The 24,684-nt window shown below is 32.0% G+C and carries 25 protein-coding genes and 1 riboswitch; of the genes, 15 read left to right on the top strand and 10 right to left on the bottom strand.

All coding sequences use genetic code 11. The features are described 5' to 3' along the window. The first annotated feature begins 51 nt into the window (after window positions 1-51). Window positions 52-624 carry a DinB family protein gene (locus ACQKN4_RS17905; protein ID WP_427484387.1) on the top strand — a complete coding sequence of 191 codons (573 nt, stop codon included), beginning with the start codon at window positions 52-54 and terminating at the stop codon, window positions 622-624. 41 nt (window positions 625-665) lie between these two features. Continuing rightward, window positions 666-1,001: a CHY zinc finger protein gene (locus ACQKN4_RS17900; RefSeq protein WP_079561433.1), complete on the top strand. Its 336-nt coding sequence runs from the start codon at window positions 666-668 to the stop codon at window positions 999-1,001. A gap of 213 nt (window positions 1,002-1,214) precedes the next feature. Here ACQKN4_RS17900 and ACQKN4_RS17895 read toward each other — a convergent pair whose 3' ends face one another. Together ACQKN4_RS17895 and ACQKN4_RS17890 are read right to left on the bottom strand one after the other, a co-directional pair. Further along, entirely contained in the window at window positions 1,215-1,508 is a 294-nt protein-coding gene (locus ACQKN4_RS17895) for a hypothetical protein (RefSeq protein ID WP_427484386.1), read from the bottom strand. A gap of 117 nt (window positions 1,509-1,625) precedes the next feature. Further along, on the bottom strand, window positions 1,626-2,474 hold the full coding sequence (locus tag ACQKN4_RS17890; RefSeq protein WP_427484404.1) for a pyridoxamine kinase: 849 nt from the start codon (window positions 2,472-2,474) through the stop codon (window positions 1,626-1,628). Between the two features lie 190 nt (window positions 2,475-2,664). Here ACQKN4_RS17890 and ACQKN4_RS17885 point away from each other — a divergent pair, with 190 nt between their 5' ends. The 7 genes from ACQKN4_RS17885 (at window position 2,665) to ACQKN4_RS17855 (ending at window position 7,720) form a co-directional block, all read left to right on the top strand. Next, window positions 2,665-3,216: an ECF transporter S component gene (locus ACQKN4_RS17885; protein ID WP_427484385.1), complete on the top strand. Its 552-nt coding sequence runs from the start codon at window positions 2,665-2,667 to the stop codon at window positions 3,214-3,216. Between the two features lie 135 nt (window positions 3,217-3,351). After that, complete coding sequence (locus tag ACQKN4_RS17880; protein WP_079561429.1) at window positions 3,352-3,792, top strand: cell wall hydrolase; 441 nt, start codon at window positions 3,352-3,354, stop codon at window positions 3,790-3,792. An 828-nt stretch (window positions 3,793-4,620) separates the two neighbouring features. Continuing rightward, a complete protein-coding gene (locus ACQKN4_RS17875; RefSeq protein ID WP_427484384.1) occupies window positions 4,621-5,151 on the top strand; it encodes a hypothetical protein in 531 nt (176 codons plus the stop codon). Between the two features lie 21 nt (window positions 5,152-5,172). Further along, window positions 5,173-5,805, top strand: coding sequence for an ATP-binding cassette domain-containing protein (locus ACQKN4_RS17870; RefSeq protein WP_427484383.1), 633 nt, complete (start codon window positions 5,173-5,175; stop codon window positions 5,803-5,805). 2 nt (window positions 5,806-5,807) lie between these two features. Beyond that, the gene (locus tag ACQKN4_RS17865; RefSeq protein ID WP_427484382.1) at window positions 5,808-6,746 is read left to right on the top strand and encodes a hypothetical protein; all 939 of its coding nucleotides are present in this window, start codon (window positions 5,808-5,810) and stop codon (window positions 6,744-6,746) included. 474 nt (window positions 6,747-7,220) lie between these two features. Next, complete coding sequence (locus ACQKN4_RS17860; RefSeq protein WP_276207753.1) at window positions 7,221-7,343, top strand: hypothetical protein; 123 nt, start codon at window positions 7,221-7,223, stop codon at window positions 7,341-7,343. 8 nt (window positions 7,344-7,351) lie between these two features. Next, window positions 7,352-7,720, top strand: a complete 369-nt coding sequence (locus ACQKN4_RS17855; RefSeq protein ID WP_427484381.1) for a hypothetical protein — start codon at window positions 7,352-7,354, stop codon at window positions 7,718-7,720. Window positions 7,721-7,903: 183 nt separating this feature from the next. Here ACQKN4_RS17855 and ACQKN4_RS17850 read toward each other — a convergent pair whose 3' ends face one another. Next, window positions 7,904-8,167 (bottom strand): DUF7309 domain-containing protein, encoded by a 264-nt coding sequence (locus tag ACQKN4_RS17850; RefSeq protein ID WP_427484403.1) that lies wholly within the window; start codon window positions 8,165-8,167, stop codon window positions 7,904-7,906. 248 nt (window positions 8,168-8,415) lie between these two features. Between ACQKN4_RS17850 and ACQKN4_RS17845 the strand changes: the two genes are divergently transcribed. From ACQKN4_RS17845 to ACQKN4_RS17830, 4 genes are all read left to right on the top strand, one after another. Continuing rightward, a complete protein-coding gene (locus tag ACQKN4_RS17845) occupies window positions 8,416-8,667 on the top strand; it encodes a hypothetical protein (protein ID WP_427484380.1) in 252 nt (83 codons plus the stop codon). A 471-nt stretch (window positions 8,668-9,138) separates the two neighbouring features. Next, window positions 9,139-10,068, top strand: a complete 930-nt coding sequence (locus ACQKN4_RS17840; protein ID WP_170938961.1) for a DMT family transporter — start codon at window positions 9,139-9,141, stop codon at window positions 10,066-10,068. Window positions 10,069-10,123: 55 nt separating this feature from the next. Further along, on the top strand, window positions 10,124-12,325 hold the full coding sequence (locus tag ACQKN4_RS17835; RefSeq protein ID WP_427484379.1) for a non-ribosomal peptide synthetase: 2,202 nt from the start codon (window positions 10,124-10,126) through the stop codon (window positions 12,323-12,325). Window positions 12,326-12,627: 302 nt separating this feature from the next. Further along, window positions 12,628-13,554 (top strand): restriction endonuclease, encoded by a 927-nt coding sequence (locus ACQKN4_RS17830; RefSeq protein ID WP_427484378.1) that lies wholly within the window; start codon window positions 12,628-12,630, stop codon window positions 13,552-13,554. Window positions 13,555-13,649: 95 nt separating this feature from the next. On the opposite strand, the gene ACQKN4_RS17825 is transcribed toward ACQKN4_RS17830, so the two are convergent. Beyond that, window positions 13,650-14,726, bottom strand: coding sequence for a DUF3883 domain-containing protein (locus ACQKN4_RS17825; protein ID WP_427484377.1), 1,077 nt, complete (start codon window positions 14,724-14,726; stop codon window positions 13,650-13,652). A gap of 322 nt (window positions 14,727-15,048) precedes the next feature. After that, window positions 15,049-15,156: riboswitch (SAM riboswitch) on the top strand. A gap of 105 nt (window positions 15,157-15,261) precedes the next feature. Here ACQKN4_RS17825 and ACQKN4_RS17820 point away from each other — a divergent pair. Beyond that, entirely contained in the window at window positions 15,262-16,545 is a 1,284-nt protein-coding gene (locus ACQKN4_RS17820) for a Na+/H+ antiporter NhaC family protein (RefSeq protein ID WP_427484376.1), read from the top strand. A 231-nt stretch (window positions 16,546-16,776) separates the two neighbouring features. Here ACQKN4_RS17820 and ACQKN4_RS17815 read toward each other — a convergent pair whose 3' ends face one another. The 4 genes from ACQKN4_RS17815 to ACQKN4_RS17800 form a co-directional block, all read right to left on the bottom strand. After that, window positions 16,777-17,223: a hypothetical protein gene (locus ACQKN4_RS17815; RefSeq protein ID WP_427484375.1), complete on the bottom strand. Its 447-nt coding sequence runs from the start codon at window positions 17,221-17,223 to the stop codon at window positions 16,777-16,779. 371 nt (window positions 17,224-17,594) lie between these two features. After that, complete coding sequence (locus tag ACQKN4_RS17810; RefSeq protein ID WP_427484374.1) at window positions 17,595-19,040, bottom strand: hypothetical protein; 1,446 nt, start codon at window positions 19,038-19,040, stop codon at window positions 17,595-17,597. Next, window positions 19,021-19,917: a hypothetical protein gene (locus ACQKN4_RS17805; protein ID WP_427484373.1), complete on the bottom strand. Its 897-nt coding sequence runs from the start codon at window positions 19,915-19,917 to the stop codon at window positions 19,021-19,023. The genes ACQKN4_RS17810 and ACQKN4_RS17805 overlap by 20 nt, the downstream gene beginning before the upstream one ends. Before the next feature lie 223 nt (window positions 19,918-20,140). After that, window positions 20,141-21,880 (bottom strand): DUF262 domain-containing protein, encoded by a 1,740-nt coding sequence (locus ACQKN4_RS17800; protein ID WP_427484372.1) that lies wholly within the window; start codon window positions 21,878-21,880, stop codon window positions 20,141-20,143. Window positions 21,881-22,888: 1,008 nt separating this feature from the next. Between ACQKN4_RS17800 and ACQKN4_RS17795 the strand changes: the two genes are divergently transcribed. Then, a complete protein-coding gene (locus tag ACQKN4_RS17795) occupies window positions 22,889-23,029 on the top strand; it encodes a hypothetical protein (protein ID WP_427484371.1) in 141 nt (46 codons plus the stop codon). Window positions 23,030-23,305: 276 nt separating this feature from the next. Here ACQKN4_RS17795 and ACQKN4_RS17790 read toward each other — a convergent pair whose 3' ends face one another. After that, window positions 23,306-23,971 carry a hypothetical protein gene (locus ACQKN4_RS17790; RefSeq protein ID WP_427484370.1) on the bottom strand — a complete coding sequence of 222 codons (666 nt, stop codon included), beginning with the start codon at window positions 23,969-23,971 and terminating at the stop codon, window positions 23,306-23,308. Continuing rightward, window positions 23,946-24,593: a hypothetical protein gene (locus tag ACQKN4_RS17785; protein WP_427484369.1), complete on the bottom strand. Its 648-nt coding sequence runs from the start codon at window positions 24,591-24,593 to the stop codon at window positions 23,946-23,948. The genes ACQKN4_RS17790 and ACQKN4_RS17785 overlap by 26 nt, the downstream gene beginning before the upstream one ends. Between the last annotated feature and the right edge of the window lie 91 nt (window positions 24,594-24,684).

Below are 24,684 nucleotides of genomic sequence, written 5' to 3'. Positions count from 1 at the left end.
CACCACAAAGTTTCCTAAAATAGGAATAACAGCATAAAGGAGATTCCAACTATGAAATCGAACAATATGGCGCATCATTTTCATACATTACAAGAGCAGCGAACTCACTACCTACCTTGCATTCACTCACTCTCGCAGGAGCAACTATGGCATCGCGAGAAAGAAGATAAATGGTCGATTGGCGAACATTTCTATCACCTTTATCTCATCCTAAAAATGTTGAAAACAGCAACAAAATTTTCACTACTACTTACCCCTTACGCGAAAATGCGGAGAAACAAGCCATTCGCCACTGAAATACATGATATTTACGACGAATATAAAAGCAAAAAAGGACGAGGCATGAGAGCTCCAGGAATATTAGTGCCTCCCTCTAAAATACGTTTTACGCTGAACAGTGATGAGATAGAACAATTACTAATAAATGAAACGAGCGCAATGCAAAAATTAGTAAAAAATATTGAGGAGGATATTGCCGGGCATATTGTCTTTCCTGACCCCATCGCCCACTACCCTAATCTTATTCAATCGATCCAGCTACTTGCCATCCACGAAAAGCATCATTTTAGAATGATGCGGGAGCAATATAATAGATTGATTGCGTCCAGCGAAATATTAAATTAAGAAAATTATGTCCAGTTCATTTAAGAAAAGAGGTTAGAACTATGATTATTCTAGGAAATGTTATTGATGATCAAGGAAGATGTACACACTATTCTAATAAGCAAGATACTATTTCGATTAAATTCAAATGTTGTGGCGAATATTATCCTTGCTATAAATGCCATGAGGAAAATTCAAATCATACAATCCAGCCATGGGATAAAGAGGATTTTGATGAAAAGGCAATATTTTGTGGTGTCTGCAAAAAGGAATTAACGATTCATGAATATATGAATAGCACAAACTGTAAGCATTGTCATACTCTTTTTAATCCAAATTGCAGCAAGCATTTTCATATATACTTTGGGACGGATCATAATTCTACATGTAGTTTTTAAATAGTTGTGTGTTCAACATGTCTAAATAAAGCGTTTAGCAAAGCCATTTGAAGAGTTAGTTTCTTCGAAGCTTTTTCTTTTATCTTTGAGGAAGAATGCCCGTACCATCAATCGTGGCTACGGGCTGTTTACAATTTTCTGGATTTAGAGAGATAGGTTGAAGTTCAATCAAAAACTACATAAAAAAAGAACCGAAAAGATTCGATTCGACTTTTATTCAAACATTCCTAAACTGAGCTCCCTACAAAATGATTCTATAGTGTCACGCTCTTCTTTTGGCAATGCTTCGTACTCAATCAGATATTGTGCTGAAAGATCTTCTAGCTCCTTATAACTGACGTCTCTTGTCAGGACGATTCCATTAATCTCATGAGCCAATTCGTTTGCTGCCACAATATCCGTAAACGCAAAGGCCTGTTCTTCATCATCTGTGCATGATTGAAGGTCTATTTCGCCCTGGTAATAGAGATCATTTACTTGCACTACGTAATATCTAATTGAATCCATTATACACCTCCCCAATTCATGAAGTTCATTATGTCCTTTTTACAAAAAATCCATCCCCCGTTAAATAGAAGACGTGAAGTATAGCCGGTACCACCAATTAACGTATTAAAAAGATATCTAAAGGAGCATTCGTAAAAACTTTTCAAAATTCACGCCTGCTTCGCGCGGAATATGCTCTTTTGACGTAGCTTCAATTGAAGCGGCTAAAAACGTCTCAGCAAGCTTCATCGATTCAACTAAATCCTGCCCGCGCATCATGCCACCCATTATGACGGATGCAAACAAATCACCTGTGCCTGAATAACTCTCGCCGTTATATTCTCGGATGCTAGAAAATGAACGTTCTGCATCGACATACATATTGCCTACATAGCGCTTGTTCGCCTCTGCTGGCGGCGGATTCAAACCGGTAATAATGACGTTCGCCCCTGTCGTCTGCTGTAGCTGCTGACCCGCTTCCTCTAACGTCTGAAGATAATCTGAATCATCTTGATAGCTTTGTAACTTCTCGTATGACAATCCTGTAAGCAAACAACATTCCGTAACATTTGGCGTAATAATGTCTGCACACTTCGCTAGCGCTTTCATACGATCAAGCAACTCGCCTGTATACATTTTATACACCTCGCCCAAATCGCCCATTACAGGATCGACAAGCAGCTTCGTTTCACTTGAGTGGAACACATTTAAAAATCGAAAAATATTATCGATTTGCTCCTTCCCTGTCACAAAGCCTGTGTGTATGCCATCAAAGGTCGCGCCAAGCTTGCTCCACTCATCCACAAAGTAATCCATCTTTGACGTTAAATCCTCACAATAAAAACTCGGATACCCTGTTTGTGCCGTTAAAATCGCTGTTGGTAGTGGCACCGCCTGAACTCCCATCACTGACAGCACAGGCATCGCGGCAGTTAACGAGCACTTCCCAAAGGATGACATATCTTGAATTACAGCAACTTTTTTCATCATACTCCCCACCTAACTAATCCTGCTTGTACTCTCTTCATCGTATCACAATTAGAAAGATGCGAAAATGTGCATATTTATAAAAAATTAAACTGACCTTTAATATTTTTATCAAATTGGCACTTTTACGATAGTCAGCCCTTTGCTAAATTAAAATTATCAAAAAATTCATCATAGTGAGGACATGCAAATGCAAACAATACAAAGTCGATCCTATACAAAACCACGCACGAAAACATTTGATTTGGTGATTACGTCCATTTTAGCAGCACTTGTTTTCGTCGCCACAATGTTTATTAATATTAGGCTACCATTTGGGCAAGGTGGCCTTATTCACTTAGGGACATCTATGCTATTAATCACGTCGATTTTATTCGGACCTAAAAAGGGAGCACTTGCCGGAGCAATCGGAATGGGCTTATTCGATATTGTAGGTGGTTGGTTAATTTGGGCGCCAACTACAATTATCTCCCGCGCATTACAAGGCGCCATCGTTGGGAAAATCGCTTGGTCTAAAGGACGTAGAGGCGACGACATCCGATTAAACATTTTAGCAGCAGTTGTAGCTATGCCCGTAATGATGGGGGTTTACTATATCGGGCAAGCGATTATGTTCAAAAGCTGGGTTGCCCCGATGGCATCCATTCCTGGAGACTTAATCCAAAACGTTGTCGGATTAATCATCGCAATTCCAGTATGTATCGTGATGAAAAAAACACCGTACTTCAAAAAGAATTTTTAATACTACAAAATAAACACGCTATCTAGCCGTTTTCCCGACAGCATAGATGGTGTGTTTTTTGGTTGTCGTACCGTTTAAATTTTCAAATGACAATAATGAAGGCTCTTTTTCATACTATATGGTGGAGGTGAAAAAATGCCAAGAGTAAAATATATAGATTCTGACATTGGCTTAGTGGCAAGGATGATGAGAGCGGAAGCGGAAGGTGAAGGAAATCAAGGAATGCTATATGTTGGCAATGTCATTGTGAATCGTCTTGTAGCAGAATGTCCAGACTTCAAAGATTTAAGAACCATTAATGATGTTATTTATCAGGTACAAGGAGGAAATTTTTCTTTTGAAGCGGTTCAAAAAGGGAATTTATTTTACCAAAGAGCGCGACCTAATGAAAAAAGATTAGCCAAACTGACGTTGGATTACTGGAGAGAACATCCAGCGAAATTCGCACTTTGGTACTTCAATCCATACGCACCATGCCCACCAACATGGTACGGTCAACCTTTTACTGGTCAATTTAAAAATCATTGCTTCTATGAACCAGCACCTGATACATGTGAAAGTGTTTATCGGGGATAGATAGCTACTTTAATATTTTTTTCATCAAAACAGAAATCCCACGGAAAAGTCTACAACCTTTCCGTGGGATTTTGTGTGGTTGGCGAAATAGTTTAAATCACTAGATAATTTTTATTACCCTTAAGATTTGTATTGAACGTATATTAATTTGCTATAGTCACGAAAATGAGTTGAATAATTGTACACTATTCTTTTAAATAAATCCAATTGCTCAGTTTTCATAAACTTTTTCACTTCCCAAATGCTAGAGAGTTTACTTTTTATAAAGTCCATCCTTAACATTTTTTCTGATTTTTATCAATTTTTGTTTAATTTATAACAAAAGTTGATTTTGAAACTTTTATAGACTGGTGGCATAGGCTCTTCTATAGGACTTTATGAGTGCTCCATTGCCTCTAATTAAATGTAAAAGTCTAGTTTTTACTAGGCTTCTTTTCTTTCTTATAAGTATTAGCTACGATTTCAAACTCCAAGCAACACTTAATTATCTGACTTTTATCAATTTTTGTTCAATTTACAACAAAAATTGATTTTATAATATTTATGGCTACTGATATGCTAATAATATACCCGGGAAAAGTAATGAAGGAGGAAATACCATGCTAAAATTTTTTATCTGTGTTTTCGATTAAGATTAATCTCCTTGTAGATAAAAACAAAAAATGTGGATTAAGTTAATGAAATTAAAATATATCGATATACCATAAATTTGTAGATTATAGTAAACATCGTGAAAGCTATTACTACGTGACTAAATTTCCAAATGACACAAATATTACAAATTAATAAAGAAGACAAAAAAAGAAAAAGAGAGGAGTTTATTAAAATATGAAAACGAGCAAAATTACATTATTAGGATTAGCAACTGTATTAGGAACTATTATTTTATTCCCAACTCCATCAAGTGCAGCAGCCGAGCAAAAAGATCCAATTGGAGAAGCTACAGAAATAGTACAAGAAAATCCAACTATTACTGTCCCAACAGAAGTTCAAGAGCTAGTTGATAACTTCACGGACAATAAAGTTATTGATAGCAATTCTATGCTTCGAGCTTCACAAAGGGCAAGTTTTTATCGTGGTTCTATATTTATGTGGTCAAGAGATAATATCGACTTCAATTATAGTGGTGGAAAGGTAACAAGCAGTAAAGCATTCCAAGAAGCAGGTTATATTGTACCAAATATCGTAAGAAAAAAAGGTATCAAACCTACTAGTCAGACATCGGCTACTCACAAATGGTATGGTATGAAAACTATTGGTGCTGGGACTCCTACTCCATGGGGAGATGTGACAATCTACAACTATGATTATACTGATTACTATGGTGTTCATGGAAATGGTAACTATACTTGGTATTAAAAAAGTAGTTAGGAGATAACAATGCTACAACTTATAAATTTTTCAAAGAGCTTTGGAAACAAAGCTCTTTTTAATAACATTTCTATCAATTTTCATGATAATAAAATCTATTATATTTACGGAGAAAACGGGGTTGGAAAAACCACACTTTTCCGTTGTATATTGGGTTTAGAAAACTTTATTGGTGCTATAAAGAAAGAGAGTAAAGAACAGTTTTGTGTTTTTGATTCCACACCATTTTATTTAAATTTGACTGGAATTGATAACCTTGCACTCTTTTCAAAAAATAAAAAGGTACAAGAGCTGCTTAAAGAAAAGGTAATTGAATACTTACCATTGGATGTGTTAAATAAAGTTAAAGTTAGAGATTATTCATTAGGAGAAAAAAAGATTCTCTCGTTAATTCTTTTACTGTTATTGAAGCCTAAGATAATCCTATTAGATGAAATACTAAATGGATTAGATCAAAATAATAGAAGGATATTATTCCATTCTTTAAATACTTTACGTCGAGATTCAGTCATATTGATGAGTGGCCATGAAAAGTTATATATGGAATTAGGAGACGAATTTTTAGTAGTACGGAATCAAAAACTTGAAACCATTGAGAAAAATGAACTAAGTAGCTTATTTACTAGTCCAGAAGGGAGATAATAATGCTATTTGAATTTTACTATCAAAGACGTGCAAAGATATTCTATCTTTTTTTAGCAATCTCCATTCTTTTATCATCATTGATGTTTTTTTCTCAAGTTAATTTAATTCAAAGCAATCTGATTAACTTCGAGATGCACCTAGAAGAAGCTACTAAAAATGGGGAAGATATTCATCAATTTTTAAGCGGGCATTTCAGTGTAACTTTCAATAATAATGTGGAACAAATCAATAACCCACTAAAATATTATTATATGGCTTATCAATCAAGTCTAGTAGCTATGAATGTTAAAAATGGAATTAATCAATTATTATCTTCCTCATATTTTATCATTTTTCCATTTACGGCTGGTATTTACGGGATAATTGTGGCTAACTCAGATATAAAATACCATACTACTAAAATTAGATTGAGTTTAGATACTCAATGGAAATTGAGTTTGAATAAGATATTAGCTAGTCTTTTGAGTATCTTTTTCTTTCTGTTTGCATCAATAATTATTTTCCTGTTACTACAATATTTATCTATGTTTTTTATTAAACCTAAACCTTCATTAAACATAGATACAACACTTCTCAATCAAATCTCGTATTTAAACAAAGCACCCATACAGTTGCTATTAATCATTATTGTTGCCTTTATGAATTTTATATTTTGTTTCTACCTGACAGCAGTAACTAGAAACACTTTTATTAGCTTATTTCTTCTGGGCATATACAATTTGATACTACCGCCGTTGGGTAAATATGACTTAAAAAATATATTATTAACCATTTACCCAAGTTTATTTAACACCAATGCTTCAACATTTCGTGCAAATGTAGGACAGAATATAGAGTTGGGATTTCATTTAATCATTATTTCACTTCTTCTTTTGTTAGTCTATATTTGGCTGATGGAATACATTCGAAGAAAATGGAGTATACCAATTGAAAAATAATGGATAATTAGGTATTCCGGCTGTGATTACTTGAATTGCTGAAAAGCATTTTTGATTTAAAACAAACCTTGGTTAAAGTAAGTTACGAAATATCTTTTTACCTAAAAAAAGATATCCCGCGGAAAAGGCTACACACTTTCCGTGGGTTTTTGTGTGGTTGGCGAAAAAGTTTAAATCACTAGATAATTTTTTTACTTTTAAGATTTGTATTGAACTTATATTAATTTGCTATAGTTACGAAAATGAGTTGAATAATTGTACGCTATTCTTTTAAATAAATCCATTTGCTCAGTTTTCATAAACTCTCTCACGCCTCAAATACTCGGGAGTTTACTTTCTACAAAGTCCATTACAATAGCTACTTTCTGATTTTTATCAATTTTAGTCCAATTTATAACAAAAGTTGATTTTATTATTTAAAGCTACTGATATGCTTGTAATATACTCGGGGAAAATAAAGAAGGAGGAAATATCATGGATGTGACTAAATACAATGTGAAGAAATATAATGGAGCAGGAATATACAATGGTTCCACGACAAAATATGTAAGCAATGCTCAAGTACATATGTTACGAGTAGAAATAAATAGAGAGTAGTGTTCCGTATGAAAAACAAAAAAACATTTTGGATTATTAGTATAACAATACTTATAGTTGCCTTGCTTATAACTTATGATAAGGTTTACGAGAGCAAACACAATCTTGTAGAGATGCTAAAAATTCAAGATACAGTCTATGTCGTAACCAGGGAACCAGTTGAAAATTCCCAAGTAGTAAGAAAATTGGGGGAGATTAAGCAAAAAATAAATAGATATCAATTTCCGGATAATAATTTTGAGTCTAATTCTTTAAATAAGGGTACTCCTATATATGAAAGAAAAAACGGAGATGAATTTCCAAAATCTGTAGTGTATAAACGAGAGGGTAAATTTTATATTGCTAATCAAGTAGTAAACCTAAACCGTAGTGATTGAGGAAATTGATTGAGCAACAACCTCATTTTTAGAAATAAATTGTAAAAGTGGCTGACCTTTTTTGAAGGTTAGCCTCTGAAATACTTGTACCATATTTGTGCCAACTCAATCTAAAAAAGTATGATTTAATTTGAAATAGTGATATAAAAAATGCTGATCCGTATTTGAACTGCGCTCCAATTGTTAGACATACCATCTTACAATTGGAGGTGCAGTTTGGAGTTCCATGTCAAAAATCATCAATCCAAACTCTTCACCACCAGCTCCCATAACAGAAACAAGTACTTTGTAATCTGCATCTTCAAAGTCAATGATAACGACTTCATCATCTCTTAAATATTGCCAAGGCTTTAATTTTTTTAGGTCATTCGTAAGCTCGAATAAAGAAAGTAAATCTGGTTTTAGGCTTTCTAGTAAACTATCTACCTCTTCATCCTCCTGTAGCAGTTCATTATCAATTCCTGCAAATACCCCTACATTTTTTATTATCCTCAGGTTCTATAACTAAACAATCTAGATTGGTTATTGTATGTTTGGCCCTAAGAATACACCCGCATAGTTTTAACTAAGGGAATGGTTAGGTGCACGAGACTATTATTAGAAAATTTAATTTTATAAAAAAAGGTATCAATAAAGAGTATTAATTGTTTGATATTTGATATCCTTTTTTAATCGTTTAAAAGAAGGTGAAGACTTTGGGTTATGTATTAATAAATATATTTATTTTATTACTTATTATTTTATTTGCTGAATCATTAATGTATTTAATTACAATAAAAAATACAAAATTAAAAAGCATTTTAACTTATATAGTAATGGCAGTAATAGCGTTTATCACCAGTCTACATATACCTAACGATTATAAAGGATTGACAAAAACATTAGCTACAGCATATTTAATTGTAACATTAGTATCTTTACTTGAAAAAAATACCGATTTAGATTAAACAAATTAAACTAGTTTAAATTAAATATATTTATGTTTTGTTAGATGATCAGTCAAATTTATTGTATTAATCATGTGGAAATTCTCTGAATATAAAAAGCTCAATAGTTATGGCATACCTATTGAGCTTTTTATATATGTCTCTTTTTTTATTCGTACTTTTCATAATCACTTTGTTGCATCATTTTCTTACATTTACGCCCGAAACCAGGTGGTGATTATTGGTAACAAAAAAATATAATAAAAAAACTGTATTTACAATAAAAAGGTAAAAATGTATATTTATATAAACAACTAAGATTTTCCATATGATAATTAAAAAATATCAGATTCGAAGGAGGAGGCTAATGGAACATTCGAGGAAAAGTTTCATGTATTTAAAGAATAAAAATTGACTTCTATAGTTTCCCTTTCACAGGATTCAGCTGTCCGGAACGGCTCTTACTAAATAATGTACAAGAAGGTGAGCTCTATGAGTAACTTTAGTAAAGGAGCTGTATATGCTGTTATTTCAGCTATAGGCTATGGGATTATGCCTATTTTTACTGTCAAAGCTTATGAGCATGGGGTGACAGTTTACACATTGCTTTTTTTAAGATTTGCATTAAGTTCCGTGATATTTTTTTCGTTTTTCCTTTTTAGAGGCATAAATATAAAAATAGGAAAACAAGATATTAAAAATCTTTTCTTATTAGGTGGTGTATTATTTACACTATTATCTATTTTTCATTTTGAATCAATAAAATATATCTCCTCATCTATGGCAGTCCTACTCCTCTATTGTTTCCCTTTATTGGTTTGTATCATTTCCTATTTTTTATATAAAGAAAAGTTGAATATTGGATCTATGATCTCTTTAGTGGCAGCTTTCATTAGCATGATTTATTTACTGGGAGTTTCATTAGATAAAATGAATATTTATGGAGTAGTATTATCCCTTCTAGCAGCTTTAGTATTTGCCATATATATGATTGTTGGAAAAAAAGTAACGATCAATAATTCTCCTGTGATAATCAGTGCTTATACAACGCTATTTGCAGGAATGGGTGTTTTCACATTTGGTTTAGTAAAGCAGGAAATTTCTTTTGATTTTAATGCTCATGCATGGCTATACATAGCATGTATGGTATTTCTCTCAACCATTATTGCTGAAATAGCATTTTTTAAGTCACTAGAATTATTAAGTTCTTCTAACGTATCGATGATTAGTATGGTAGAACCTGTCTTTACCTCTGTATTTGCTCTTGTATTTTTAAATGAACGGTTACATTTTTCTCAAATTACTGGAGGTTTCTTTCTCTTAATCAGTTTAACAATATTGATTTACTTCCAAAATAAAACTGTTACTAGCCAAGAGATAAAAGAGGACATGATTCAGAATGAACATATATTAACAAAATAGAACACGGCTCCTATATACAATGGTATGAAATATATTATTAAAGGGGATGACATTAATGCAAGTTGCAAAGCAAGATACAAAGGACAAGTATTGGAAAACTATTTTACAAGAGTTTGAATTGAAAACGGTTGTACCTTTAGGCACATTTAATAATAATGGTTTCCAATTGACAAGAGAAAACTTTATTTTAGACGAGGAAACCAAACAGTCAATTTGGAAATTTGCTAGAACTTACAGTGTTAATGTTACTTCTATTTTATATTCAGCATGGGGAATTTTACTACAAAAGTATAATGATATAAATCATGTTATGTTCGGTACAATGACTATTGATAAAAATATTTTACCTTTTTGTGTTAAATCTAATATTAATACAACAGGATTAGAATACGTTAAGCAAATTGAATACGAGACGAAACTAAGACAGCAATATGAAGATCTGGCTTTAGAAGAAGTTGCATCTTATAGTCAAATAAAATTTAAAAATGGACTATTTGGTTCTGCTTTATTGATTGGTGAAAAGGATGAAAACATTCAACGACTCTGTGAAACTTACAAGATTGATATAAGTTTAGAGGTAGATTCTTTATTGGAATGTACTGTCCTTTATAATGTTGAATTATTTAATACTTTTACAATTTCTAAAGTGAACGAACATTTCATTAATATATTAACTGACCTACTATCAAACCCACATAAAACATTTAATGCCATCAATATTCTTTCAGAAACAGAAAAACATCAAGTATTATATGATTTTAATTCCCATCTACTTAATTACGATTCAACTAAAACCATTGATGAATTTTTTGAATATCAAGTTAAAAAAGGGCCAGATAGAATCGCATTGATTTGCCAAGATAGAAAATTAACCTATAAAGAACTAAATGAAAAATCAAATCAATTAGCACATTTATTACGCCAAAAAGGTGTTAAACCAGAAAAATTAGTTGGTTTAATAGTAGAACGATCAGAAGATTTGATAATTTGTATGTTTGCTGTCCTTAAAGCGGGAGGAGCATATCTCCCAGTTGATCCAGCTTACCCGTTAGAACGTATTAATTATATGTTTGGACAAGCAGATATAAATTTACTATTAACTCATAGCCATATAAATATAGAATTATCAATTCCTTGCGAGAAAATATATTTAGACGATTCCCCTTTACATCATTATCCTACTAGTAATTTAGATAAATTACATGATGTAAATAATCTAATGTATACTTTATATACTTCTGGTTCAACCGGCCAACCAAAAGGAGTTGCTGTTGAACATAGAAATGTTGTAGGCTATTATCATAGTTTTAGAAATGAATTCAACATAAACGAAAATGATATTATGCTACAACAATCAACAGTATCATTTGATATTTCTGTAGAAGAAATTTTCCCAATCTTGCTTACAGGCGGAACTTTAGTTATAGCTTGTAGGGATGATGTAGCCTCTACAGAAAAACTTCTAGATATAATGAGAAATAATAAAGTCACAATGATTAGTGGATTTCCACTATTATTGAATGAATTAAATAAATATCCTCTTGTTGAATCATTGCATACAATGATTAGCGGCGGCGATGTGTTAAGAAAAGAATATATCAGTAATTTGATTGACAAAGTAAAAATATATAACACCTACGGCCCTTCTGAAACTACTGTTTGTATTTCATATTATGAAGTAACAAGTGAGAAGGTAGGAAATAATATTCCAACTGGTAAACCTATTGCTAACTATAAAGTCTATATTTTAGATAAAAATCGTCAGCCTGCCCCTATTGGTGTTCCTGGAGAAGTATGTATATCAGGCGTAGGCGTTTCTCGAGAATATTTAAATCGTCCTGATTTGACTAGTGAACGTTATACGCAAAATCCATTCGTAGAAAATGAGAAAATGTATATTTGTGGTGATTTAGCACGATGGTCACCTGATGGGAATATTGAATTTTTGGGTAGAATTGATAATCAAATAAAAATTGGTGGGAGAAGAACTGAGCCTGGTGAAGTTGAAGAAAAACTTTTACAACATCCTTCCATTGAAGAGGCTTGTGTTATTGCAAGAGAAAATAAAAATAAAAATAAATATCTAACGGCTTATATAGTGATGAATGAGCAAAATTCTGCCGTAGAATTAAAAGAATACTTGCTGCAATTTTTGCCTGATTTTATGGTACCGTCTTATTATGTTGAATTAAATAAATTACCTTTAACGTTAAATGGTAAAGTCGATAAAAATAATTTAGCAGTTATTTTAGACTAAGTATACAGAATTTCAGGAATGTTAAAATCTTTATTGTAGTATAAAACCTATATTAAAGATTATGCCAAATTAATAGAGCGTGGGATTAACGAAATTTAATCTCTACCTTTTAAAGTTTAAAAAGCTGAATACAAAAAGCTCAATAGTATTGGTCGTTCTTACCATATCTATTGAGTTTTTTTATCTTATAATTCTCAGGTTTTATAACTTATATATCTTCCTTATAATCTAACATTATGTCCCATATCTTATACAATTATCGTAAAATAAAAGTATAGGTTTTTTAACATTAATACAAAGGGATGACTCACTTGCAAATACCTACTTATGAACAGTTTATGTTTCCGTTTTTAGACTATCTCAAAGATGAAAATGAGCATACATTAAAAGAATTATATGAATTCCTACCTCAATATTTCAATTTATCAGAAGAACAAGTAGAAGAACTTCTCCCTAGTGGAAATCAAACAGTTGTCGTCAATCGAATAGGTTGGGCACGTACATACCTTAAAAATGCTGGTCTCATTAGTAGTCCAAAACGCGCTGTATTTAAAATTACACCTGAAGGCTTAAGACTTCTTCTAGATTCGTCTGTTAAAGAAATCAATCAGAAAGTATTAGAACGTTACCCTCAATTTTTAGAATTTAAAAACCGGACAAAACCTTCCACAGATTCTTATATAAAAACAGTTATTTCTGAGGATTCCAGAACCCCCTTAGAAATTATGAATGAAAACTATCAAATCTTAAAGCAGTCATTGCAAACTGAACTATTAGAAAAAATTATGGAATGCTCCCCTCAATTCTTTGAGCAATTAATTGTTAACTTAATCGTAGCAATGGGTTACGGGGGATCGATTTCAGATGCCGGGAAAGCAGTAGGGAAATCGGGTGATGGAGGAATCGATGGCATTGTGAAAGAAGACATCCTCGGATTAGATAAAATCTACTTACAGGGAAAACGTTGGACAAATCCAGTTTCAAGACCTGATATCCAAGCATTTGTTGGAAGCTTGGTAGGCTTTAAAGCTAACAAAGGCATTTTTATCACTACCTCTCGTTTTACGAAAGAAGCAATTGCATATTCCGAGAGTATCGAGAAATCATTAATTTTAATTGATGGGATGAAACTTACTGAGTTAATGTTTTTATACAATGTAGGTGTATCGAATGTACAAACCTTTACAATAAAACGTATGGATTTAGACTTTTTTGAGGAAGGTTTATAAACCGAAAGAAAAATGCAGCAAACTTATTTGAAGTTTGCTGCATTTTTTATGTATGTCGAGTCTTTCTTATGTAGTGAATTTTCAAACCCTATTTTTTATCTATATTTATTACTCTCCACTCGTGTGCCATATACATCAATAGTTGATGGAATATATGCATACTTACGTGTCAGCAAATCACTTACTGAGTGATAACTACTAAAGTCATTATCTATTTCCATTTTCATTTCACTTTTCTTACCTACACCATATACACGTACTAGCCACATTTCATCCTTATACTGAATAAATTTTTCCAATTCAGGATAAGAAATTGAATAGACTGCGCTTGTACTTGTTGATGTTGTACCCTTCACTTCAATTTTTATTGGTCTTGGAGGAGACTGTGGCTGTAAATAATCGAACGCTGTAATATCGTATCCTAATCCGTCACCTTGTGTTTGCGCAACATGCTCTACCTGCTCTCCGTATTGTTCTCCGAATACTTCTATTACTTTCTTTTTTACATATTCAAATACTTTTTGTTCTGCAATATCACCAATTTTTTTACGCTTTTTCAAGTCTTTTTGTAGCTGTTCTTGGCTTACTACTCGACCACGTTTCTTTGTACTACCCGCTACCCTATTACTAACTCTAGACTCTCCCTGCTCGTAACTAGAAGTCGCAAACGTTTCCTCGTTAATTTCACCATCTTCTATTAGTTCTGCTTCTGCTCCAGCCTCTGAGCTATCTTCGTTCAGAAAGCTGTCAAACAAGCTAGCCCAAGCTTCAGGACATGGAAATAAGTAAGCCTGATTTCCATGTCCATTTTCTTGAAAGGCAGAATATTTTTGCGGACGATCAGATTCCATATCTCCCCAAACAGCTCTAATTATAATTGGATGTTCTAAAATTGTGAAATCTACATCCACTTTATACCCATCGTCTGACCATAGATTTTTCTCTTGTAGCTCATGTGGTTGTTCTGCAATATAACAATCTGACGTCGCTATACCTACCGCACGAATCGCTTGACCATAACAGCTGTAAATTTTATTACCAGCCTTAATTGTAGCCATTCGTTCATACGCATGATTGCTATTTCCATTTTTATTTTTTTGCGGGGACCACATATATCCTCCGATAATTTCTTCCTCGTGTGTAGCATTTTGCATTACAATAAAATTACTCATAAATTCACCCTTAGCTTTAGGAAACGTTCCATTTCATTTTTAATATTATTTAAATATTGTATTTTTACTATAGTTTACGATTACTATATTGTCAAAAAAATCCATTACCAGATGAATAATATTAAATCTTTTTCAGTTTCAAGAGATTAAAGGCACTAAATTTCGCGAGAATTTAAAGCTTCTCTTAGTAGCCTTAAAGCAGACCTTTTTGAGAAAAAGTACTTTTATGTCGTTTTGAAATTCAATTTGATTAAAAATAAGTTGCAAATATAGATGTTTTATTATAATATTTCATTATTGTGCAAAAAATAATATGTTTTTCTTCTTATCAAGAGAGATGGAGGGACTGGCCCTATGAAATCTCGGCAGCGGAACTTTGTGATTAAGTTACTGTGCCAAATCCAGCAAGCAAAGGCTTGATAGATAAGAGGAGTGTTTTATAAATATAAGACCTCTTCTTGTTTTTCAAGAAGAGGTCTTTTTTTAGAGAAAAATGGACAAAGACGATCCATTTTTAATTTTTGGAGGTAGAACAATGAAGAAAGAAAATCCATGGGCGCTAATCCCATTTGTTGTTTTTTTGATTTTATTTATTGGTTCAGGGGTTATTACAGGTGATTTTTACGCCTTCCCAGTCATTGTAGCCATTGCCATTGCGGGCGCTGTGGCTCTGGCGATGAATCGAAAAGAATCATTTTCACATAAAGTTGATATTTTTTGTAAAGGCGCAGGAAATTTAAATGTCATGCTGATGGTTGTTATTTTTCTATTAGCTGGCGCCTTTTCAGAAGTAGCAAAAGGTATGGGAGCAGTGGACTCCACTGTTAACTTTGCTTTGTCGGTCATTCCGCAAAATCTCCTTGTCGTAGGCTTATTCATCATCGCCTGCTTTATCTCCCTATCAATGGGTACTTCAGTAGGAACGATTGTTGCACTGGCGCCAATTGGAGTTGGGATCAGTGAGCATACCGACTTTTCAATGGCTTTAGTAATGGCAGCTATTGTTGGAGGATCGATGTTTGGCGATAATTTATCCTTTATTTCAGATACAACCATTACTGCCGTTCGTTCACAAGGCGCACAAATGAAAGATAAATTTAAGGTGAATTTTTGGATTGTGTTGCCAGCAGCTATTGTAACGAGCATTATTTTAGGAATTATCACAATGGGTGGAACTGCGACACAAGTAGAGCATTTAAGCTATAGTTGGATAAAAATTGTTCCTTATGTATTAGTTATTATTTTTGCGCTAATTGGCATGAATGTTTTCCTTGTTCTTGCATTTGGGATTGTTCTGGCCGGGGCTGTCGGCTTAGCGGATGGCAGCTATCAGTTAATGGACCTTTTTCAAAAGATCGGCGAAGGAATGTCAGGCATGTATGAAATGGCATTTCTTGCGATCTTAATAGCTGGAATGGTGGAAATTATTAAGCTTAACGGAGGGATTGACTTCCTACTTCACCTTGCCACACGAAGAATTAAATCGAAAAAGGGTGCTGAATTCGGGATTGCCGGTCTTGTGGGGCTAACTAATTTATCTACAGCCAATAATACAATTGCTATTTTAATTGCTGGTCCGCTTGCAAAAAATATTGCTGACCAGTATGGGATTGAGCCGAGAAAGTCCGCAAGTATATTAGATATTTTCTCCTGTACAACCCAAGGTCTTCTGCCATACGGAGCCCAGTTCCTGGCAGCCGCAAGCGTTGCTGGAATATCGCCAGTGAGCATGTTGCAATACTCTTTCTATCCGATTTTGATAGGGATTTGCGGGATTATCGCTATCCTTATTGGATATCCGAAACCAAGGAAAGCCTGAACTTTATCACTTTAATGTGATGGGTGTTGCTTTAAAAACTATTGATTTTCATTGAATAATCCAATCGTTTTGAAAAAAGATTCATCAAAACGATTGGATTTTTTACTTCGATCCATTCTTTATTTGTAGTTCTTTCCTCTTTACTAATTCCGTTATTTGTTATAAGAAATTTCACTTTTATATAACTCTCGTTAAGATCATTAAAAACGGAATTAAGATCTATTTGTTCATTTAACAGTTTTCTAAATTATCAAATGATTCCAAATGACTTCTATTAACTTGTAAACCAGCTCTCCTATCATTGTTACTCTGTAAATTAGCTAAATTAATATTGAATTGGATGATTTCTAACAATTTATCTAAAAAAGCAATAATTATAGTCAAATCATCTTGCATTGCTACAATCCCTAAACTTTGGTGATGGATTTTGGTATTGACTAATTGTTTTTTTATCAATTCTAATTTAGCTATTTGTGTACTTGCTTGCTCAAAATTAGAATAGTCATCGAGATACTCCCTTGCATGACAAATTCCTAATCTCGTTAAAGATCGCATATAAATTTGTAAGAATCTCAAAAATTCTGAATGATTTTCAAAATTACACACTACTTCTAGTTTATTTAAATAACTAATTACTTTTAAATACTCTTTTTTTGTATTTAACCTATTATAATTCATGCTTTTTTTTGTATAAAAAACCGTTGCAAAAACAACGTCTCTTTATTTTGGCATAATCGTTTTCCATTAATTTAGTTGTTTTTTATAAAGTATATAGATGTAGTGAAATCGAATAGATCTATATTTAAAAGAAAGCTAATGCAACAAAGAGGATTTTTCAAAAAAACGTGTTAGACATGAAAGACAATCTTTGTACTAATTTATTTTATTATAGACATTAAGAAAGCCTAAGGGTATAACAAGAAAAGAGGATTTGATAATCAAATCCTCCAAGTTGCAATTCCCTCATCTATTCTTGCCATTTCTATTACAGAGAAGGTTTTTTTATAATTACTTGCTTTTTTTATATTTCCTTAATCAGATCACTACTTTTATTTTGTTATCTTAATCATCTTCTCTACTATTTGGACAATTTCATTCTTTTCTTCTTCGTAAATAATTCCATCCCTACATTTATTAGCCTGACTAACTAATTCATTTATATAGCTATTAACAGACATATTTGCTTCCCTTATGATTTTTCTCACCTCAGTAGAAAACGATTTGTAGGCTACCCCTTCCGTTAGATATTTGTACTTTGATTTAACTAATTGTAAAATTAAAAAATCTATGATACCTCTGCCTAAATAACGGTTATCAAGCAAATCAATGAATTGTTTTTCCGAGAGCTGGAAGGAACTATTGATAAGGAATAATCTAAAATTACGTTCGTAATGAAAATGCTCTGTTTCATATGAAATTTTCTGGCAATAATAAAACAAATGTTGAGAAAAAAATTGTTCTTTTAATAACTCAGGAGTTTGCATAATATCCTTTAATAAATCTAGTTCCCAATTTGAATGAGGTTTAAAATTCACTATGTCAAAATCAAAATCATAGAAATATAATGAGCAAAAATGATGTTCAGTAAAAATATATTTTAATTTAAGAAATTTAGCATAAGACATATGTTGCTCTGATAGACATCTTTTAAGAATCTCTTCATTAAGTTGTGAAATAGTGATATTTTTAATTATCCATTTAATCAAGTCACTATCGATTCTATGTTTTTTAATTTTATTACAAACAAATTCTAGTATATGTTCATCACGAACTGATTCATCCATCATATTTCTATTTATTATATATTTAAAAAACAGAATTTCTTTTTCCCATTTTCGCGAAGGTCCTGTGTATAGAATGTTATAGAAAATGAAGGATGCTCTATACTTAAAATCTAGCTTACTTGTTAAAAAAATAGCATAATCTTTATTTTGTTCTGTAAATTCCATATTAATTAAATAACCATAAATAATTTCACTTTCCTGTTCATTCATTATACTTTTTCCAAATGTTCCAAAGAATCCGGAATAATGATTGTATTTTAGAATGCTTAAATAATCCCCATAATAATCCAACATTTTATAAAAATATTGATAGTAACTATTAACCATCATGTCATAAGAGTCTGTATGTTCTGAAGCATTTACTTTGTTATCTAAGACAAATTTGAAACCTTGTTTTTGGATAATTTGACTATGAATTTCCTCAATATCTTTGTAGGAGGATATACGCTTTTCGATGATAGATGGCAACTTAAAATAAGGACAGTCTTCATTATAAGATAAATTTTTTTTTCTAGAGTAGACACTAATTAGTTCATCGAGAACATCTCCATTCAGTAAATCATCATGTTTATTCGAACTTCTTAAACTGCTATAAATAGCATTATCATGCCATCTATATATAGCTAATAACTCACGTAAACTTAATTGAATATTACACTCTTCTATTTTTACATAAAGGCTATTAAATAATCTATCTAAATAAATATTCATCCTGTTTGAAAAGTTTAAATAGACCTCCTTGTTGATTTTTAGGAAAAGATTCTGAGCTGAATATCTCTCCTAAAATATACATCAACATTTTACCTTGTTCTTTTTGATCTAATGGTTTTAACTCATCAAACAGTTTATTTAAAAAATAATCACGATTATTCTTGTAAGAATAATCGAAATAATACTTATATTCTTCAGCTACAGCCGATTCTATTTTCCATTCTAACCTCGAGTCTCTTCTCTCCAGAGTATTATATAACGTTTTCATGCTGCTTAGGCTTTGTAAAAATAAATATGCATACAGAATATAAATGAACGATACACTCACTTCCCAAAAGGCTTGAGGAATTGTATTGCTAAGGGGAATGTTAAAGTTTTTAATTCTTAAAATAGTAGTCTTACTTATAGTTGGGTAAATAACAGCATATAGCAAAAGTATCTTAAAAAATGTGGATTTAAATATTTCGAAACCTAGACGTTTAAGAATGAAATCCTTAGTTATACTTCGCCCCCAGTACTTATCATTTTTATTTTGAAGGGCATAACCAATTGTAAACTGCAGAAAAGTATATAAAATACCGTATAAAGTTAGAATGCTAATAACCAACGCAATATAATTATCCTCTTTCCCAAGCTGTATAATACCATATTTTTGTTGAAAAGCTGTGAGCGAAGATAGTAAAACTATAGGTAGTACTACATATGTAATCGTTCGTGAAATATTCCTCTCAGTTAAATACTTCCAAAAGTTAGTGTACATAAGTTTGTTTCTCAGGCTTGTATAGACCTGCATAATAAAGATCTGAATAAAAAATAAGGAAAGAGCTACTGCGAAAGAAATCTGAATATTCTCCTTGATAAGCTTTGTTAAATCCATATAATACTCCTCTCTTTTTTAAACGATATTCCTTTATTTTATAAATCTTTGATTCAAAATAACTCTACAAAACGAAATGTGGGATTATACACCCAACGTATATATCTTAAACAAGATTTATTATTTGAAAATTACAGAGGGAAAGGTTTCCTAAACCCTTCCCTCTGTGCTCTATCAAATACGAAATTTAAGATTACAAACACCACAAATCAATTCCATTTAACTACTGCAAAATTTGTTTTAACTTGTGCTTGAGTAATTTCTCTCGTTCAATTACAAATACTTCGAAGTTAGTGAGTTCTAAATCAATATTTGGAATGTAATTCAATTTCATATAGTAGTTCTGTTCCATATTTGTTGTGTACGTTTTTTGAAGCCATTCTTTAAATGGACTATCCGATTTTTGAATATTCGGGATGCCCTCGAGCAATTGAATATTCGCTATGGAATCTACTTGTGCTATATAACCGTCTACTTTCTCCTCATCCACACCTGCATTTAGCAGTCGCTTTTTCGTAAAGCTGCTTCGAGGGAAAATATGATCTAAATGGAACAGATTACGATAATCTAGCGTTGGATATAAAATTGCTAAAATCGAGAATGTACGACTGTTTCCACATTTTGCGGTCAATAAATTATCAATTTCATCATCATCGAAACTGAAATTTTTCACCTCTCCACGGAAAGCTTGCACAATTTCAGTTAACGGGAATTGCTGATGATTTTCTGCAATAATTTTACGCAGCTTAATAATAATCGTATCTGGTGCACCGCCAAATGCTTTCTTTAATAGTGCGATGTTTAACCACTTTTTAATATCGCTACAATCAATTTTATAGTTTTGATCAATATAATAATTACTCGAAACTTGCGCTTTATGTAAATAATAAATGATCGGTATTATCGCATTATTAGAAGTTAATGTCTGCTCTGAGTAGCCGAAGCTTGCAATTAGCTGGACACCTTTGCGAATCGATTCTTTAATAGAATCCCAATTCTCCTCAATTTTTTGCATTGTTGAAGCATTAAAATTATCCACCTTAAACGCAATATCAGGGAAATCACATAGCACAAGGCTCGTTTTTAATACGAAATCCTTATTGAAATAAAAACCATTGCCTATTTGATTAATTTCATCTACAAATTCTGTGATTTCTTTACGTGCATCCTTTTGCTTCCACTGTGCAGTCGCAATTGATAACAATAAATCTGAATAACTTAACTCCGTTCCTCCACTATTTACTCGGATAAAAATATTGAGCACCTTATCTAACTCTTGATCTTTCTCCAAATAGTAATTAACAATCGGTGACTGATGAATTACCTTATGTAGATTAAATAGTGTAGAACTAATAAATTTATATTGCGGCAACGCATTTAACTCTTTATCCATAATGTAATTATTAATTTCAAATGGCTCCTCATACTTTAAAATATCTCCAACCTTGAACCAATGTGCTACACCTTTCGCATTATCCTCAGCTGCCTCTTTTTCAGCCAAAAATAAAAAGTCATATTTCATATCAAAATCTTCAGACTCTGCTAATATGTCTAAATATAAAAAACGTTTCGGATAGGCATTCGGATTTTCTCTACGCATGCGCGGCATTTTATAGGAATAGCTACCTAACAAGCCAAGAAATAATGATGTTAAACGTTGCTGACCATCTAAAATAGCCGTTAAATCCGTATCACGATCAATTTCTGCTACCCTGTTATGTTTATTCGTCTTCTCATGATAATCACGAATAAATTCATAAAATTGAAACTTTGAATTATTTTCCTTATATACCTTCCAAAATAAAAACGACCCCACTGGATAGCCTTGCATAATTGAATCAAATAAATGCTCAATTTGCTCTGTATCCCACACGAATTCACGCTGAATTGCTGGTAGCACATATTCATGTCGACGAATATTATCAATTACTTCTTTGATTGTCATTGGTGTTTGAAAGCTCATAATAACCTCTCCCTTCAATCTATATATTACAATATATAGGATGTGTAGTTAAGATTCCCAAGGGAATTTGTGTAGTTTAATCAAAGAATTAAGAAATATACAAAACGCAAAGAGCATCTTCAAAAGAAGAATCACCTGACGCTTCCTTGTTCCACAGTTAGAAGGATATAAAACTTTGTGGTGATGATCTATTGGAAAAGGTTAGATTATCAATTACACAAAAATATTGGCAATCCCCCTGAAATTTTTTTATCACTTTTACATTAATTAAATTTTGTAATAAATTAGATTTTAAATTTAAAATATCCCATTTTATTTAATAGGTCTCTTATAGTTATATAATTGCCATTCTGTGAGTTTTATTGAACTACAGCTGTATTATCACCTGCCAACAAGGCAAAGCTATGCTTTTAATAACAAAATCACACAAAACTAAACATTATTCCCGTTACCTTACACTCAATCGATAATAAAAATTCCTAAAATGAAATAAAGCATAAAAATTCCAAACGGAAAATTTATACTTTACGTCATATGATATGATTACGCCTGTAGTCACTATATATATGGAGACGGCGGGAGTTGAATCACCTTCTTCTAAAAGAACTGTAATAGCAGTATTATTAACAGTTTTAAGCTACTCATGAAAATCTTTGACCAAGGTTTTGACCAAGGTTCTAAAAAACTTTACGGAGGCAAGATTTTTTAGTGATAACATTTTCTATTTCTTACTACCAACTTTCAGGAAATCACTTACAATATAAAGAGGTCGATAGGTAGTCATTATAACTCACCGGTTTTAAATGTTTACGAGAGAACATTTAAAATCATCTTTTTTCAAGCTCCATTTAACATTTATTTCGTTTATTTATATTACTGTTCACCGTAACGTCGGAACCAACAAACAAATTACGAACATAAAAATTGAAATATAAAATTTAGAGGAGAAGTCCTTAAAGATAGAGAAAAGATATCAATAGCTATATTTAAAAGGAGGCTGATGTAATAATGTCTAATAACAAAAATAACAACAAAGAAAACTCGACATCAAAAAAAAATCAAACATTGCGTAAAGAAAAAATAAATTCTAGTTTTGAAAAAGCTGTCAAGGCTAATGGCGACGCACTTAAAAAATTGAGTAAAAACTAATCTAAAGCAAAAGTTAATCATAATGAAAGGACTTTGTTGTATTATGGATTGAAGCTTATACCATTATTACGCTTATAATATGATATAAGCGTAATAATATAGGAGCAAAAATTAAACTCTATAAAATTAAGATTTAATTTAATCTAAAAATAAAAATAGAACTACAGTTTGATAAATGTAGTTCTAAGAATATAGTATGTATTCTTTATTAAAAAAATCATATCAAAAAATCATTGTGAAAAACCCTTTAAATATCGGAAATATGGCGGTATCCACTTATCTTAATAACTTGCTATTACCAAGAAAGTGACAGATAAGTTCTGCCAACTTACAGTAATCCCTTTTGGCTTGATGATGATTCGCCCCAAGTGCTAACGTTTCAAATGCGCTATATACATTACCATCCTCAAAGTTGATTTGTTTAAATCTTTCTTGAAACGAAATATAAACTGTCCCATAAGTTTCTTGATTAGTTCTGTCGTTTACAAAGAAATCATCTAAGAAAATAATAGTTAAAACTTCTTCTATCAATTCAAAATCATCATTGAACCATTCTTCAATAGAAACTTTAAGTTCATCAATCTTAAAATCAAAGTTCTCTCCAATTTCCTTAATCTCAAGAATTTTAAACACTTTTTCAAATAGTTCTCCGTAATAGTCATTTGAATTTAATACAAAATATGTACTATCTTTCTTTCCATCACCAAATGCTTTTGCAAACTCACTTCTACTCTCTAAAGTATCTGTTACTAAATCTGTACTTGTTTTGAGTGTGTTACCCACTATTGGTATATCAGACAAGACACCTGAAATTTTTTTAACTGTAGATAAAACATTCCCCTTTTTTTCTTTTTGCGATTGGAACTCAGCAAAAGTAAACTCCATAACACTCTCTCCTTCATATAAAATGTGAATTTTACTCGCCTGACTTATAAATTTCATTATGTATTTCTTCTATAATTTCACTTGCTAAATCTAAACATTCTTCAACAAAGTAATTAGACATAATTATTCTATCATCTTCTGAAAAACTTAATAATTCATTAGATTCAACATACTTAATTGCATCAACCTGTTGTTTCGCTTTATTTTCTCTATCAACAAAACCATTACTGTGTACAATTCGGTTACGTATTACCCTTAGAATCTCTATTTCTTCTTCTTTTTCTGAACTAACTAGGTTTTTTTCAACATTATCTCTAAGGAAATTTAAATAATCATTAAACCCTTGACCACGGACATTCACAGCATTAAGTCTTAATTCACTAATTGCTTCGTTCGCCAATTGGAAAACACTATACTCTAAATGTGTCCATAAGTTAATCAAAATACTGTATTTATTGATTCTAGGTAGAGTATCTTCATAAAGAATAAAATTATCACTAGAAAAATCATAGAACTGTTGTTTTGCTTCTTCATCCTCAATTTCCTCTGCAAGTTTAACTAAGGTTTCATATTGTTGTTTGCACATATCGTTTGTATTATGAAGTAACACTTCCAAATCATTTATACTTTCTAGTTTTATTATTAAACTTAATCCCTTCCAACCGAAATACCTTCTCATAGTATCCCCCTTAATTAGATAAAAATATTTCATCTTGACAAGATAAATAATAGAGCAGCGAAATCAATATTTCTGCTGCTCTCAATTATTA

This window comes from Lysinibacillus sp. NPDC093692, assembly GCF_050280125.1.
Taxonomy (GTDB): domain Bacteria; phylum Bacillota; class Bacilli; order Bacillales_A; family Planococcaceae; genus Lysinibacillus.
The sequence above is the reverse complement of the archived record's forward strand: the minus strand, read 5'-3'. Positions and strand labels throughout refer to the sequence as shown.

What these genes read in the sequence shown, in the direction of transcription:
- ACQKN4_RS17865 (WP_427484382.1), top strand. Translation starts at nt 5,808, where the DNA reads ATGCTATTTGAATTTTACTATCAAAGACGTGCAAAGATATTCTATCTT.
- ACQKN4_RS17885 (WP_427484385.1), top strand. Translation starts at nt 2,665, where the DNA reads ATGCAAACAATACAAAGTCGATCCTATACAAAACCACGCACGAAAACA.
- ACQKN4_RS17840 (WP_170938961.1), top strand. Translation starts at nt 9,139, where the DNA reads ATGAGTAACTTTAGTAAAGGAGCTGTATATGCTGTTATTTCAGCTATA.
- ACQKN4_RS17875 (WP_427484384.1), top strand. Translation starts at nt 4,621, where the DNA reads ATGAAAACGAGCAAAATTACATTATTAGGATTAGCAACTGTATTAGGA.
- ACQKN4_RS17815 (WP_427484375.1), bottom strand. Translation starts at nt 17,223, where the DNA reads ATGAATTATAATAGGTTAAATACAAAAAAAGAGTATTTAAAAGTAATT.
- ACQKN4_RS17860 (WP_276207753.1), top strand. Translation starts at nt 7,221, where the DNA reads ATGGATGTGACTAAATACAATGTGAAGAAATATAATGGAGCAGGAATA.
- ACQKN4_RS17895 (WP_427484386.1), bottom strand. Translation starts at nt 1,508, where the DNA reads ATGGATTCAATTAGATATTACGTAGTGCAAGTAAATGATCTCTATTAC.
- ACQKN4_RS17800 (WP_427484372.1), bottom strand. Translation starts at nt 21,880, where the DNA reads ATGAGCTTTCAAACACCAATGACAATCAAAGAAGTAATTGATAATATT.
- ACQKN4_RS17795 (WP_427484371.1), top strand. Translation starts at nt 22,889, where the DNA reads ATGTCTAATAACAAAAATAACAACAAAGAAAACTCGACATCAAAAAAA.
- ACQKN4_RS17870 (WP_427484383.1), top strand. Translation starts at nt 5,173, where the DNA reads ATGCTACAACTTATAAATTTTTCAAAGAGCTTTGGAAACAAAGCTCTT.
- ACQKN4_RS17825 (WP_427484377.1), bottom strand. Translation starts at nt 14,726, where the DNA reads ATGAGTAATTTTATTGTAATGCAAAATGCTACACACGAGGAAGAAATT.
- ACQKN4_RS17890 (WP_427484404.1), bottom strand. Translation starts at nt 2,474, where the DNA reads ATGAAAAAAGTTGCTGTAATTCAAGATATGTCATCCTTTGGGAAGTGC.
- ACQKN4_RS17880 (WP_079561429.1), top strand. Translation starts at nt 3,352, where the DNA reads ATGCCAAGAGTAAAATATATAGATTCTGACATTGGCTTAGTGGCAAGG.
- ACQKN4_RS17900 (WP_079561433.1), top strand. Translation starts at nt 666, where the DNA reads ATGATTATTCTAGGAAATGTTATTGATGATCAAGGAAGATGTACACAC.
- ACQKN4_RS17835 (WP_427484379.1), top strand. Translation starts at nt 10,124, where the DNA reads ATGCAAGTTGCAAAGCAAGATACAAAGGACAAGTATTGGAAAACTATT.
- ACQKN4_RS17905 (WP_427484387.1), top strand. Translation starts at nt 52, where the DNA reads ATGAAATCGAACAATATGGCGCATCATTTTCATACATTACAAGAGCAG.
- ACQKN4_RS17790 (WP_427484370.1), bottom strand. Translation starts at nt 23,971, where the DNA reads ATGAAATTTATAAGTCAGGCGAGTAAAATTCACATTTTATATGAAGGA.
- ACQKN4_RS17830 (WP_427484378.1), top strand. Translation starts at nt 12,628, where the DNA reads ATGACTCACTTGCAAATACCTACTTATGAACAGTTTATGTTTCCGTTT.
- ACQKN4_RS17785 (WP_427484369.1), bottom strand. Translation starts at nt 24,593, where the DNA reads ATGAGAAGGTATTTCGGTTGGAAGGGATTAAGTTTAATAATAAAACTA.
- ACQKN4_RS17810 (WP_427484374.1), bottom strand. Translation starts at nt 19,040, where the DNA reads ATGAATATTTATTTAGATAGATTATTTAATAGCCTTTATGTAAAAATA.
- ACQKN4_RS17820 (WP_427484376.1), top strand. Translation starts at nt 15,262, where the DNA reads ATGAAGAAAGAAAATCCATGGGCGCTAATCCCATTTGTTGTTTTTTTG.
- ACQKN4_RS17805 (WP_427484373.1), bottom strand. Translation starts at nt 19,917, where the DNA reads ATGGATTTAACAAAGCTTATCAAGGAGAATATTCAGATTTCTTTCGCA.
- ACQKN4_RS17855 (WP_427484381.1), top strand. Translation starts at nt 7,352, where the DNA reads ATGAAAAACAAAAAAACATTTTGGATTATTAGTATAACAATACTTATA.